This window comes from Pseudomonas sp. GW821-FHT01C01 (assembly GCF_059422645.1).
Genome location: NZ_JBWKXF010000008.1, coordinates 164443 through 177782, shown reverse-complemented (window position 1 = coordinate 177782; position 13340 = coordinate 164443). Strand labels below are relative to the sequence as shown.

General features: G+C 57.9%; 14 protein-coding genes. 5 read left to right on the top strand and 9 right to left on the bottom strand.

Going from position 1 to position 13340, the window contains the following annotated elements:
* Positions 1 to 114: 114 nt before the first annotated feature.
* Together AC07XF_RS08475 and AC07XF_RS08470 are read right to left on the bottom strand one after the other, a co-directional pair.
* Positions 115 to 336, bottom strand: a complete 222-nt coding sequence (locus AC07XF_RS08475) for an FmdB family zinc ribbon protein (protein WP_032829812.1) — start codon at positions 334 to 336, stop codon at positions 115 to 117.
* A 136-nt stretch (positions 337 to 472) separates the two neighbouring features.
* The gene (locus tag AC07XF_RS08470; protein ID WP_495026141.1) at positions 473 to 808 is read right to left on the bottom strand and encodes a ribbon-helix-helix domain-containing protein; all 336 of its coding nucleotides are present in this window, start codon (positions 806 to 808) and stop codon (positions 473 to 475) included.
* 516 nt (positions 809 to 1324) lie between these two features.
* Between AC07XF_RS08470 and AC07XF_RS08465 the strand changes: the two genes are divergently transcribed.
* Positions 1325 to 1927: a cold-shock protein gene (locus AC07XF_RS08465; protein ID WP_495026140.1), complete on the top strand. Its 603-nt coding sequence runs from the start codon at positions 1325 to 1327 to the stop codon at positions 1925 to 1927.
* Positions 1928 to 1992: 65 nt separating this feature from the next.
* Here the strand turns inward: AC07XF_RS08465 and AC07XF_RS08460 are convergent, their stop codons facing one another.
* Together AC07XF_RS08460 and AC07XF_RS08455 are read right to left on the bottom strand one after the other, a co-directional pair.
* Positions 1993 to 2199 (bottom strand): SlyX family protein, encoded by a 207-nt coding sequence (locus AC07XF_RS08460; protein WP_007977339.1) that lies wholly within the window; start codon positions 2197 to 2199, stop codon positions 1993 to 1995.
* A gap of 3 nt (positions 2200 to 2202) precedes the next feature.
* Positions 2203 to 2628, bottom strand: a complete 426-nt coding sequence (locus tag AC07XF_RS08455) for an HIT domain-containing protein (protein WP_007995645.1) — start codon at positions 2626 to 2628, stop codon at positions 2203 to 2205.
* Positions 2629 to 3537: 909 nt separating this feature from the next.
* Here AC07XF_RS08455 and AC07XF_RS08450 point away from each other — a divergent pair.
* Positions 3538 to 4866, top strand: a complete 1329-nt coding sequence (locus tag AC07XF_RS08450) for an OprD family porin (RefSeq protein ID WP_495026139.1) — start codon at positions 3538 to 3540, stop codon at positions 4864 to 4866.
* Between the two features lie 145 nt (positions 4867 to 5011).
* Here AC07XF_RS08450 and AC07XF_RS08445 read toward each other — a convergent pair whose 3' ends face one another.
* Positions 5012 to 5854 carry a mechanosensitive ion channel family protein gene (locus tag AC07XF_RS08445; RefSeq protein WP_495026138.1) on the bottom strand — a complete coding sequence of 281 codons (843 nt, stop codon included), beginning with the start codon at positions 5852 to 5854 and terminating at the stop codon, positions 5012 to 5014.
* A gap of 137 nt (positions 5855 to 5991) precedes the next feature.
* Entirely contained in the window at positions 5992 to 6477 is a 486-nt protein-coding gene (locus AC07XF_RS08440; protein ID WP_007990750.1) for a YajQ family cyclic di-GMP-binding protein, read from the bottom strand.
* 135 nt (positions 6478 to 6612) lie between these two features.
* On the opposite strand from AC07XF_RS08440, the gene AC07XF_RS08435 reads away from it, so the two are divergent.
* Genes AC07XF_RS08435 through AC07XF_RS08425 form a run of 3 tightly spaced genes read left to right on the top strand, consistent with a single transcriptional unit; the run spans position 6613 to position 10196 of the window.
* Positions 6613 to 7530: a putative 2-dehydropantoate 2-reductase gene (locus tag AC07XF_RS08435; RefSeq protein ID WP_495026137.1), complete on the top strand. Its 918-nt coding sequence runs from the start codon at positions 6613 to 6615 to the stop codon at positions 7528 to 7530.
* A gap of 45 nt (positions 7531 to 7575) precedes the next feature.
* Positions 7576 to 9612: a sensor histidine kinase gene (locus AC07XF_RS08430; RefSeq protein WP_495026136.1), complete on the top strand. Its 2037-nt coding sequence runs from the start codon at positions 7576 to 7578 to the stop codon at positions 9610 to 9612.
* A 2-nt stretch (positions 9613 to 9614) separates the two neighbouring features.
* Complete coding sequence (locus AC07XF_RS08425; RefSeq protein WP_495026135.1) at positions 9615 to 10196, top strand: cob(I)yrinic acid a,c-diamide adenosyltransferase; 582 nt, start codon at positions 9615 to 9617, stop codon at positions 10194 to 10196.
* Between the two features lie 128 nt (positions 10197 to 10324).
* On the opposite strand, the gene AC07XF_RS08420 is transcribed toward AC07XF_RS08425, so the two are convergent.
* From AC07XF_RS08420 to argJ, 3 genes are all read right to left on the bottom strand, one after another.
* On the bottom strand, positions 10325 to 11269 hold the full coding sequence (locus AC07XF_RS08420) for a Nudix family hydrolase (RefSeq protein WP_495026134.1): 945 nt from the start codon (positions 11267 to 11269) through the stop codon (positions 10325 to 10327).
* Positions 11266 to 11898 carry a glutathione S-transferase family protein gene (locus tag AC07XF_RS08415; protein WP_495026133.1) on the bottom strand — a complete coding sequence of 211 codons (633 nt, stop codon included), beginning with the start codon at positions 11896 to 11898 and terminating at the stop codon, positions 11266 to 11268. The genes AC07XF_RS08420 and AC07XF_RS08415 overlap by 4 nt, the downstream gene beginning before the upstream one ends.
* Before the next feature lie 137 nt (positions 11899 to 12035).
* On the bottom strand, positions 12036 to 13253 hold the full coding sequence (gene argJ, locus AC07XF_RS08410) for a bifunctional glutamate N-acetyltransferase/amino-acid acetyltransferase ArgJ (protein WP_495026132.1): 1218 nt from the start codon (positions 13251 to 13253) through the stop codon (positions 12036 to 12038).
* Between the last annotated feature and the right edge of the window lie 87 nt (positions 13254 to 13340).

Below are 13340 nucleotides of genomic sequence, written 5' to 3'. Positions count from 1 at the left end.
TGTTTTCACTTCTCGTAATTCGAAATTCGGTGGAGATCCTACAGCAGCCCCGCCTTTAAAAAAGTCGTCGGGTGATGCAAGAGCACGCGTGTCGTTCAACTCAGGTTCCAGACCTTAGTCAGCTTTGTCGCCGCCGGCCAGGTTCTTCTTGGAACCGGTCTTGAAATCGGTTTCGTACCAACCGGTACCGCTGAGGCGAAAGCCCGGCATGGACAGCAGTTTTTTAAGCTCTGGCGCCTGACAGGCAGGGCAGTCGACCAGCGGTGCATCGCTGATCTTTTGAATGGCTTCCAACTGATGACCACAGGAAGCACATTGATAATCGTACATCGGCATGGAGGTTGTCTCGGCGATCAGATTGCTACCGCATACGCAGGGTTTTGCGGCAAAGAGCGGGATTATATCCATTAAACGCGGCCTGTGCAGCCGTAAGACAGCACAGACCGACACTCTGCTGTTTTCGCTGTCCAGACTAGGTCGTGACGATGCAGCCCCCTTCCTTGAGACTGTGTACGACACAGACAACCCGCACCAATCCACTGAAATTCCTTACCCCGCCGTGACGCAAGTGAACTTCGCGATCCACATGAGATAACAGGCTACTGACCGAGCAACAATTAACCCGGGCCATTTCCCCCAAAATATCCCAATAAACCTGCTCAAGCCGCAAACAGGTGGCGAAGCCATTCAATCGTACGGAGCGGGACAAGGGCCGGGCCAACCCCATATCGAACTCGCGAACGAATGGATCAACCCTTACATCCTTGTGCGAAACGTATCGCCCCTCTTCCTGCCTGTCATAAACCATAACGCTGACACTCCTTTGCCATCCTGGTTTCTTTAAGAGCAACTGTCTGTCGACTTATAAAAACGCAGGTGCAGAGGTATATCCAGACGACTTTATGACCTTGGACGTAGGATAAGCCAACAACTGCTGGCAGATTCGGGAGAACGTCCTACTCCGGACAATTTCCCACACAGCAAAGTGACACACCCTTCAGAAGCACAGTATTGAATGACGTAGGAAAAGCTGATGAATTTCATCCAACAGGTGCCCGACCACTCTAACAAGCCTGTTGCCCCACCGCAGCCGCGTAACTTCGGGCAACCTGCGGCAAATCGCCCCAAAAGAGCCGCCGGACGCCCTGATTTGAGTAGCCTGCGGCTTTGCTGTTAAATAGACAGCGTGTCGCCAGTGCCTATTTTTCCGGGTACGGCGCATAGGCTGATACCGGGTACGTGTCCAACGCCTCTTTATTGTCTTGAAGCGAACCGTGCGCCATCAGCTCTTCCTTGTGAACTGTCTTAACGTGAGTTAATCAAAATGTTGAAAATCGTCCATCTGTTGATAGGCGCAGCGGCCTTGCTGCTGTCCTTCATCCCTAGCCTGCAATCCGAAGCCTTACCTTACCTGCAACAACCCGATGCGCTGTACCTGGCCTTTTTCGGCCTGCTCAACCTCACGCTCGCACCTGTCATCCCTTACTGGAACAAAGGCCCGCGCCATCAACTGCAAAACCTGGTCAGCGCCCTGCTGGTTCTGACTGTGGTCCTGCAAACCCTGACGCTGATCGCACCGATGCCTGTCATCGCCGGTCAACCCGCCGTTCTGTTCAGCCTGATCGCCGCCGTGGTTGCTGTTTTCCTGCACCTGGCCATCAGTTTCTACAAGTCGTCACCGGTCGCCGCCTCGCCAAGCTACGACATGAGCAACCGCGATACCGGCACCGTCAAGTGGTTCAACACTTCCAAAGGCTTCGGCTTTATTTCCCGCGACTCCGGTGACGATATTTTCGTGCACTTCCGAGCCATTCGCGGCGAAGGACACCGTGTCCTGGTCGAAGGCCAACGCGTGGAGTTCTCTGTCATGAATCGTGACAAGGGCCTGCAAGCCGAAGATGTGATCGCCGCTCTGCCGCGCCGCTGATTCAAGGCTAAAAAAAACCGCGCACAGCTCGAGCTGTTCGCGGTTTTTTTATGCTTGCGCCTTGCTTAATAGTGCGGCGGCGGCGCTTCCTCTTCGAATGACTCGAACTGGCCGACCATTTCCTCCTGCCGCTTGAGCAGTGCAGCCATTTGCAGCTGCAGACGCTCGACCACCCGCTGCTGCGCCACCAGCACATCATTCAATGCCTGGATGGTGTCATCCTGAAACGCCAGGCGACTTTCAAGATCGGTAACGCGTTCTTCCAGGCTCATGGTTCAGCCCTCCAGAAACGTAAAATCATCGGTCAAAATCAGGCGCAAACGTTCGCGAATGGCGGCGATCTGCTCCGAACCATAGGGCTTTGCCGGATGCTTCCCCCAAACCGGCGCTGGCCAGGCGGCATCTTCGCGTTTACGCACAATCACATGCATATGCAACTGACTGACCACGTTGCCCAGCGCCGCAACATTCAATTTGTCCGCATCGAACGAGTCCTTGAGCACTTGCGAAAGCGCCGTCGTCTCCAGCCAAAGCTGCTGCTGGTCTGCGACATCCAACTGAAATATCTCACTGATAGCCTCACGACGAGGTACCAGGATGAACCAGGGATAGTTCGAGTCGTTGGACAACAGCAACCGGCAGAGCGGAAAGTCCCCGATCGGTAACGTGTCTTGTTGAAGTCGTGGATCTAAAGCGAACACTGCGCGCACTCCCGCCGGGTCATCATTTTTCAGCTTAGCGCCCATCCCGGGGGACAGCGCACCAAGCGACCGGACGGCAGCATACCTGCGAACGGCGCACGCTTCACGACGAACCTTACACAGAGCCCATGAGCGCCGGCGAAAGGCTGGCAGCCCGCCACCGAATGAGACACTTTTCGTCGTGGTGCACCATTACAGAACCGACAGACCAGCAGAAAATGCCGAAATGACTGATTTACAACAAGGAGTTCGCTTTGGATAAGCGGTCGACCTGAATGAATTCAGTATCAGGCAAAAATTTTTTGCACCAAAACCGCACAGTGGGTCTACGCTGAACGCTTCGACATCCGCCATTTACTCACTGGTGGGGTGAACCGGTAACATTTTTGGTTGTCATGCAGTCGACCAGAACGGTACAACATGATGCCAGGCAAGGCGTCAAGCCCAAACTAAAGGTGCTTGAACCCCCGGTTTTATGAGGTTTTTACAGCGTCAGGCGGTCAACGAGAAAAAAACCGTAGCAAAATCCGAATTTGTGCACGTTTGTTGCATTCATACCCAACATTGCCTGAGTGACACCCGCTGGAAGCGGAATCCCTCAGGTAAAAAAAACAGTGGCAAGGTAGCCCGATGGAGATTCAAACGTTTCACCAGGACTCTTTTTACCGGCGCCAAGGTTCAGAAAACAGCATTAAAGTTGTCAGCCCGGTTGCGTCGGAGCTGGAAATTTGCGACATCTAGCACGCTGTTTGCGACAGGGTCGTAAAGAAGGCGAAAGGTTAGATACGCAAGTATCGCCAACATTGTCGGCGTGATATAAGTTTGCGCCGACACAAAAAGAAAGAGCCGCCCAGATAATAAAACAGGTGGGACGGCAGTACTCTTCTAAAACCAAAGGAGCAAATCACGATGCGCGTGATGAAGTGGAGCATGATCGCACTGGCAGTTGCAGCAGCAGCCAGTACTCAATTGGCTACGGCCGCCCCTTTCGTAAGTGACCAGGCTGAAGCCAAAGGTTTCGTTGAAGACAGCAAACTCGACTTGCTGGTTCGCAACTACTACTACAACCGCAACAAGAAAAACGGCCAAGTCGATGACAAAGACTGGACCCAGGGCATCCAGGGCATGTACAGCTCGGGCTACACCCAAGGTCTGATCGGTGTTGGCGTTGAAGCCTGGGGCCAACTGGCAATTAAGCTGGACGGTTCCGACAAGTATGCAGGTTCCGGCAACATGTCCGTGGACTCTGATGGCGAAGTCAACAACAGCCAGGGCAAAGCCGGCGCTGCCGCCAAGTTCCGCATCTCCAAGACCGAGCTGAAAATCGGCGACATGCAGCCAAGCACCGCTCCAGTGTTCGCTGTAGGCGGTTCCCGTATCCTTCACCAAACTGCCAGCGGTATCCAACTGCAGAGCAGCGAAGTTACTGACCTCGACCTCGAAGCCGGTCACTTCTACTCGGCTACCAGCCAGGACCGCAACGCTCGTGATGGCGAACTGTTCGCTACCTACGCTGGCGTGACAGCCAACTCCATCGACTACTTCGGTGGCAAGTACGGCATTTCCCCGGACCTGAGCGTATCGCTCTACGGTGCCAAGCTCGAAGACGTCTGGAACCAGTACTACGCCAACGCGAACTACACCCTCGCACTGGGCGGCGATAACTCGATCAACTTCGACGGTAACATCTACAACACCAAGGATACCGGTAACGCTAAAGCAGGCGACATCAGCAACACCGCCTACTCCCTGGCTGCTGCTTACTCGTTCCTGAAAGCACACACCCTGACCCTGGCCTTCCAGAAGGTCAACGGCGATACCCCGTTCGACTACATCGGTGTGGGTGACAACAACCGTGGCGGCGACTCGATTTTCCTCGCCAACTCCATCCAGTACTCTGACTTCAACGCCCCTGGCGAGAAGTCGGTACAAGCCCGTTACGACCTGAAAATGGCCGAGTACGGCGTACCTGGCCTGAGCTTCATGGTCCGTTACGTGAATGGTTGGAACATCGACGGTACCAACACTCCATCGAACAGCACCTACACCGGTCTGTACGGTGCAGACGGCAAACACCACGAAACCAACGTGGAAGCCAAGTACGTCGTTCAATCCGGCCCAGCCAAAGATCTGTCGTTCCGCATCCGTCAAGCATGGCACACCGCCAATGCTGACGAAGGCGAAGGCGATATCTCTGAGTTCCGCCTGATCACCGACTACCCGCTCAACATTCTGTAATTGCAGAAAGTTAGTTCGCGGTAATCAAAAAAAGGCCCATCTTCGGATGGGCCTTTTTCGTTGGTGTGTCAACAGTGTGTTTAAAACGATCAGATCAATGCAGAACATGCCTGACCAAATAGTCAGGCATTGACCAGAAAACCAATCACTGCGCAGCAGATTCCTGAACCACGCGAATAACCCGCTGTGGAAATGGAATATCGATGTTGGCCTCTCTCAGGCGATCACGGGACAGTTCATTGAACATGAACATCACATCCCAATAATCCGCAGTCTTCACCCAGACACGCAGAGAAACAGTGATAGAGCTGTCGCCCAATGTCGAAATGACTGCCTGAGGTGCCGGGTCAATCAATACACGCGGATCCTTGGCCAGTTCCAGCAACACTTCACGGGCTTTCTGCAAGTCCGCTTCGTAATCAACGCCTACATCAAATACGACCTTGCGGGTCGGCTGACGATTGGTGTTGGTGATAATGCCGTTCGACAGATTACCGTTGGGCAGGATGATGGTTTTGTTGTCACCGGTACGCAGTACGGTATGGAAAATCTGGATGCTGTCGACGGTGCCGGCGACACCCTGAGCCTCGATCCAGTCACCGATACGAAATGGACGGAACAGCAAAATCAGCACGCCGCCGGCGAAGTTCGCCAGGCTACCCTGCAAGGCCAGACCAATGGCCAGACCCGCCGCACCAATCGCCGCCACGAACGAAGTGGTTTCCACACCGATCATCGAGGCCACGCTGACGATCAGCAGGATCTTGAGGATGATGTTCGCCAGGCTGCTGATAAAACCTTGCAGCGCCAGGTCGGCGTTACGCAATGCAATCAGGCCGCCGAGCTTTTTCGTGACCTTGTTGATCAACCACCAGCCGATGGCCAGGGTGATGACCGCCAACAGTACACGACTGCCGTATTCCATGATCATCGGGATCCAGGTTTGGGAAACCCTGACCAGGTTGTCTACCTCAGCATTTAAGTCCATCTACTTGCTCCTGTTTTCCGGCTATCCGGCACGCGTAAAAAAAGCGGCAGAAAGATCGAACCGCGACGGGCTCAATCGTTTCTGCCGATGCTTGGGCCTCCGACGTCGCAAATGCCAAGAGGTTCCCGCTTTCGAGGTCAGTCGCGGAAGTTATTGAACTGCAGTGGCATACCGAATTCCTTGGCCCGCAGCACTGCAATGGCTTCTTGCAGGTCATCACGCTTCTTGCCGGTGATGCGCACTTGCTCACCCTGGATGGCGGCCTGAACCTTGAGCTTGGCGTCTTTGACGTGAGCGACGATCTTCTTCGCCAGCTCCTTGTCGATGCCTTCCTTGAGGACGGCGTCCTGTTTCATCAGCTTGCCCGATGCAAAAGCATCCTTGACCTCAAGGCACTGCACGTCGATTTTGCGCTTGACCAGCGCCAGCTTGAGGATCTCAATCATCGCTTCGAGCTGGAAATCCGCTTCCGCGGTCAGGTTGACGGTCAGGTCTTTTTCCTTGAACTCGAAGCTGCCTTTGCCTTTCAGGTCATAACGACGATCGAGTTCCTTGACGGCGTTCTCGACCGCGTTGGTGACTTCGTGTTTGTCCAGTTCGGATACCACGTCGAACGACGGCATGTAATCTCTCCAAATATAAAGGCGCACCGATGGAGCACGCCTGGCTTGCGGTTAAAATCCGCGCTGATTATAACGGGTCTTTCCCATCATTCACTGCGAGCTGCCGATGCACGCCTTAAACAGAGCAAAAAGCTGATGTCCACCACCTGGCATATTCTAGGCGCCGGCAGCCTCGGTACTTTATGGGCGACACGCCTGGCACGGGCCGGCGCGCCGGTCAGGCTGATCCTGCGGGACACCGCGAGGCTGCAAGCGTATGAGGCGGCCGGTGGCTTGACGCTGGTAGAACACGGCGAGGCGCAACACTATGCCGTACCCGCAGAGACAGCCGACAGCACGCAACCGATCAACCGCCTGCTGGTGGCCTGCAAAGCCTACGATACCGAAAGTGCGGTGGCCCGACTGGCGCCCCGCCTGGCCCCCGGCGCCGAACTGATCCTGCTGCAAAATGGCCTGGGCAGTCAGGACGCGGTGGCGGCACAGGTTCCGCAGGCGCGCTGCATTTATGCGTCGAGCACCGAAGGCGCCTTTCGCGATGGCGATTGGCGCGTGGTGTTTGCCGGACATGGTTTCACCTGGCTGGGGGATGCGAGCCATCCGGTCGCGCCAATCTGGCTCGATGACCTGAGCGCTGCCGGCATCCCTCACGAGTGGAGCACGGAGATTTTGACCAGGCTGTGGCGCAAGCTCGCCCTCAACTGTGCGATCAATCCGCTGACGGTGCTGCACGACTGCCGCAACGGCGGCTTACAGCAACATCACTGCGAAGTCGCCACCCTGTGTGGCGAACTGGTGGAGTTGCTTGAGCGTTGCGGCCAGCCGGCAGCCGCCGAAAACCTGCAACAGGAAGTCGAACGGGTGATTCACGCCACCGCAGCCAATTACTCCTCGATGCATCAGGACGTCACGAGCCAGCGCCGCACGGAAATCAGCTACCTGTTGGGTTACGCCTGCAAAGTGGCCGGGCGCCATCAACTGAACCTGCCTCACCTCAATCAGCTTGAGTCGAGGTTGATTGCTCGCCTGCAAAGCCTTGGATTGCCCAGCGACTGAGCAGCGGCTACGCTGGCCACTTGTTCCTTTTCAGCGATGAACCCGATGCCATTGCGCCAGCGCCTTGAAAACCTGCCTGTCGGCCAGAAACTGCTGGCCGCCCTGCTGGTCCTGTTGATCACTGTCCTGCTGGTCGCCAACCTGACCTTTATCAGCGCCGCCTACTACATCTCCCAGGAAAGCATGGCGCCTCAGGCCCTGCAGACCATTGGCCGACTGGTGTCGAACCCGAGCCTGGTGTCCGAAGCCATGGAATCGCCGCAAAGCGCCGAGCGCCTACTCAACGAACTCAACAGTTATTCACCGCTGCGCGCGGCAGTCCTGTATGACGGAAAGGGCGAACAGCTGGCGCAACTGCAGCGCGGCGACAAACTGGAGCTGCCGAAACGGTTCAGGCACATCGAAGACTGGCAGGTTACCGAGTTTCGCAGCAACCAGGTCATTACCCTGCCCCGCCCCGGAACCGCACCGGGGCATTTGCTGTTGGTTGCCAGCAGTGAACTGCCGGTGGCGTTCTACACCGGAACCCTGACGGCCAGCCTGGGGATTCTGATTTTCAGTGTGCTGCTCTGGCTGGTCATTGCCCGTCAGATCAAGCGCCTGATTACCCGGCCGATCCATCAGCTCGAAGAGCTGTCCCGGCAGGTAACCCGCGAAGAGAACTATGCCCTGCGCGCCTCGCGCGGCAACCATGATGAAATCGGCAGCCTCGCCGAGGCGTTCAACACCATGCTTTCGCGGATCGAGGCCCGGGAGCAGCAACTCAAGCGGGCCAGGGACGATTCCCAGGCCGCCTACGACCAGGCTCAGGGGCTGGCCGAAGAAACCCGGCACACCAACCGTAAACTGGAGCTCGAAGTCCAGGTGCGCAGCAAGATCGAGAAAAAGCTCACCGGTTTTCAGAACTACCTCAACAGCATCATTGACTCCATGCCTTCGGCGCTGATCGCCCTCGACGAACAGCTCTACGTGACGCAATGGAACCAGGAGGCCAGCGCCCTCTCCGGCACACGCCTCGACGAAGCCCTGAACCAGCCGATCTTCCTTGCCTTTGAACCGCTCAAGCCGTTTTTGCCGCAACTCAAGCAAACGGTCGAGCAGCATACGGTGGCCAAAATCGAACGTGTCACCTGGCTCAAGGACGACGACCCACGCCACTACGCCCTGACTTTCTATCCGTTAATGGGCGGTGCCGGGCGTGGCGTGGTGATCCGGATCGACGACATCACCCAGCGCCTGTCCCTGGAAGAGATGATGGTGCAGTCGGAAAAAATGCTTTCGGTTGGTGGACTTGCCGCCGGCATGGCTCACGAGATCAACAACCCGCTGGGTGCGATCCTGCATAACGTGCAAAACATTCGTCGACGCCTGTCCCCCGACCTGCCAAAGAACCTTGAAGTGGCTGAACACGCCGGAATCGAGCTGGCGACGGTCAACCAGTACCTGCAAATCCGCGAGGTGCCACAGTTGCTGGACGGCATCCAGCAGGCCGGCGCCCGGGCCGCCAAAATTGTCACCCACATGCTCAGTTTCAGCCGGCGCAGCACCCGCCAGATGGCCCCGTGCGATTTGCCCGCGCTGATCGACCAGGCGGTGGAGATCGCCAGCAACGATTTTGACCTGGCCATCGGCTTCGACTTCAAGGGCCAGGCCATCATTCGTCAGTTCGATCCGGCGCTGGGTCCGGTACCCGGCACTGCCAACGAACTGGAGCAGGTGCTGCTCAACCTGTTGAAAAACGCCGCGCAAGCCATTCACCAACGTGAAGACGACAGCGAGCCAGGGCGGATCATCCTGCGCACCAGGCTCAATCCGCCGTGGGCGGAAATTCAGGTCGAGGACAACGGCATCGGCATGAGCGAAAGCGTGCGCAAAAGGACTTTCGAGCCGTTCTTCACCACCAAGGAAATCGGCCAGGGCACCGGTCTTGGGCTGTCGGTGTCGTATTTCATCATCACCAACAACCACAAGGGGCAGATGGAAGTGCAATCGACCCTGGGCCAAGGCACTTGCTTCACCTTGCGCCTGCCCCTGGCAAGCACGTCGCCTGTCTCACAAGAACTCAATCTGCTATCGAGGTAACCATGGGCTTTCGTTTGTCGAAGATTTACACCCGCACCGGCGACAAAGGCGAGACCGGGTTAGGCGACGGACGCCGCGTACCAAAAGATCACCCGCGCATTGAAGCAATCGGCGAGGTCGATACGCTGAACAGTCAGGTCGGAATGCTGCTGGCCGGGCTGGCGGCGCAAGCGGGCCAGTTTCCAGGCCTGAACGAAGTGATCGAGGTATTGGCTCCCTGCCAGCATCGGTTGTTTGATCTGGGGGGTGAGCTGGCAATGCCGGCCTATCAGGCGCTCAATGCAGCAGAAATCGAGCGCCTGGAAGCGGCGATTGATGTGTGGAATGAAGAATTGGGGCCGTTGGAAAATTTCATCTTGCCCGGCGGTTCAGCGTTGATTGCCCAGGCTCATGTCTGCCGTAGCGTCGCTCGCGGCGCCGAGCGGCGATGCCAGCAACTGAATGCGATTGAACCGTTAGCCGGGGTTGGACTGGCGTATATCAATCGGTTATCGGATTTGTTGTTTGTGGTGGCGCGGCTGATTGCCAGGCGTCAGGGAGTAGCGGAGATTCTTTGGCAGCCGGCTGCGAAACCTGAGGTTTAGTCAGCGCCTGTCAGGGCCCCTTCGCGGGCAAGCCCGCTCCCACATTTTGATCGAATTCCTTCAGGAAGAACTCGACCAACTGTGGGAGCGGGCTTGCTCGCGAAGACGCCAGCAGGAGCGCTACAAAATCAGGCCTCAGGCCAAAACGCCCGAATCCCCGCCACCCCTTGCGCGCCCGCAGCCCAAGCCTTCTCAACCTCCGCCGGGCCAACACCTCCGAGCAGGAACACCGGTTTGCTGAACCCTTCGATCAAGCTCGACGCTTGCTCCCAACCCAACGGCTCGGCGCCCGGGTGAGTCAGGGTCGGTTGAACCGGCGACAGGGTCACGAAATCCACCCCCATCTGTTCGGCCAGCGCCAGCTCTTCAGCGTTATGGCACGACGCCGCCAGCCAGCGCGATGCCGGTAGCGGTCGACCAGCCGCTGCGTATTTGCGTAGCTGCGCCGAAGTAATGTGCCAACCCGCGGACGGGAAATCGCCGAGCCATTCGAATGGCCCCTTGATCATCAATTGCGCCTTGCCGGCGCACAAACCCACCGCATCGACAGCCAGGTCCCGATACTTCGGATCGTAGCCGTTCGGTGCGCGCAACTGGATCAGCTTGATGCCGCCGGCAATAGCTTTCTGAATACCACGCAGCAACGCTGGCGATTCCAGATCTTCCGGTGTGATCAGGTACTGAGCGGGCAACTTCGCGGCCGCGACGATCGGCTGATTGGCCGCCGGGAACTCGTAACCCGAGAGGTCGCGGGGCGCCACCCAGGCCAGCGGTTGCCCCTCGGCGCCGTGGGGTTCGCCGGTAAACGACGAGACTTCCCAGACATCCAGCAACACCTGCTTGTCCGGGTAGTCATGCCTGATCTTGATCAGCGGGCGCGCCGCGCCCACCACGATACCTAACTCTTCATGAAGCTCGCGGGCCAGCGCAGTCTGGACCGACTCGTCGGCCTCGACCTTGCCGCCTGGAAACTCCCACAGGCCACCCTGGTGCTGTGAGTCGGCACGACGGGCAATCAGGATTTGGCCACTGCCATCGCGGATGACGGCGGCGGCGACATGGACACGTTTCACTTTTCCAACTCCTCCAGTCCGGCCTTCTGCCAGGCCTTGAAAGCCGGCCATTGGTAGAGGGTTTCAACGTAAGCTTCGTCAGTTGCAGACAACTTCACCTGATAGGTGCGCAAGCGCACGGCAATCGGTGCGAAAAACACGTCAGCCAGGGTTGCACGGCCAAACAGGTACGGCCCGGTTTCGGTCGCGGCAGCACGGCATTCGGCCCACAGCGCCGACATGCGTTCGATGTCGGCCTGAACGTCAGCCGGAACTGGCGACAACGGGGCGTCATGGCTCAGGTCAAACGGCATATTGCCGCGCATGGCAAAGAATCCGCTGTGCATCTGCGCGCACGCCGAGCGCGCCTGGGCGCGGCTGGCGATGTCTTGCGGCCAGAGGCCGGCGGCCGGGAACCGTTCTGCCAGGTATTCGGCAATCGCCAGGGAGTCGGCGATGGTGCCGTGCTCGGTTTTCAGCAGCGGGACCTTACCGGTGGGCGAATGCTTGAGCAGACGCTCGCGGGTGTCCGGCTGATTCAGTTTGATCAGCTCTTCGGTGTAGGCAGCGCCGGTCAGATCGAGAGCCAGGGCGCCGCGCAGGGACCAGGAAGAAAGCAGTTTGTCGCCGATGATCAGGTGCAGGCTCATATTCAAGCATCCTCAAGCAAGAAAGATCACAACTCTGTAGGAGCTGGCTTGCCAGCGAAGGCGAGATCAGCCTCGATAAATCCATCGCGGCTGATGACGCCTTCGCCAGCAAGCTGGCTCCTACAGGTCATGCGCTATTACGTGCGGTACTCGGCGTTGATCTTCACGTACTCGTGGGACAGGTCGGTGGTCCAGATGGTTTCGCTGCAATTGCCACGACCCAACTCGATACGGATGGTGATTTCTTCCTGCTGCATCACCGCCGCGCCCTGGGCTTCCGTGTAGGTCGCCGCGCGCGCGCCACGACTGGCAATGCACACGCCGCCGAGGAACACGTCGATCTTGCTCACGTCCAGGTTCGGCACACCGGCACGGCCAACAGCGGCCAGGATACGGCCCCAGTTCGGGTCGGATGCAAACAATGCGGTCTTGATCAGCGGCGAGTGGGCCACGGTGTAACCGACGTCCAGGCATTCCTGGTGATTACCGCCGCCGTTGACTTCAACGGTCACGAATTTGGTCGCGCCTTCGCCGTCGCGAACGATGGCCTGGGCCACATCCATGCACACTTCGAACACCGCTTGCTTCAACTTGGCGAACAACTCGCCCTCGGCGCGGGTGATTTCCGGCAGCGCAGCCTGACCGGTGGCGATCAGCATGCAGCAGTCGTTGGTCGACGTATCACCATCGATGGTGATGCGGTTGAACGACTTGTTGGCGCCATCGAGCATCAGGTTTTGCAACACGTCGCGGGAAACCTTGGCGTCGGTGGCGATGTAGCCGAGCATGGTCGCCATGTTCGGGCGAATCATGCCGGCGCCTTTGCTGATGCCGGTAACGGTGATGGTCACACCGTCGTGCTGGAACTGGCGGCTGGCGCCTTTGGGCAACGTATCGGTGGTCATGATGCCGGTGGCGGCAGCTTCCCAGTTGTGGATCGACAGATCATCGAGGGCCGCCTGTAGGGCGCCTTCGATTTTCTCAACGGGTAGCGGCTCACCAATCACACCGGTGGAGTACGGCAGCACCTGGCTGGCATCGACACCGGTCAGTTCCGCCAACCTGGCGCAGGTGCGCTCGGCGGCGGCCAGGCCAGGTTCGCCCGTGCCGGCGTTGGCATTGCCGGTATTGGTCAGCAGGTAACGCACAGGGCCTTGTACGCGCTGCTTGGCCAGGATCACCGGTGCGGCGCAAAAGGCGTTCAAGGTGAACACGCCGGCAACCGTGGAGCCTTCAACACAGCGCATGACCACAACATCCTTGCGCCCCGGGCGCTTGATGCCGGCCGAGGCGATACCGAGTTCAAAACCGGCAACCGGGTGCAACGTTGGCAAAGGACCAAGACCAACAGCCATGAATGCGCTCCTTTATAGGTGATGTCAGCACCGTTTCAGGAAAAACGGTGGTTCGAATGGTAAAACGCCGCGACGGCAGAAGCCGGT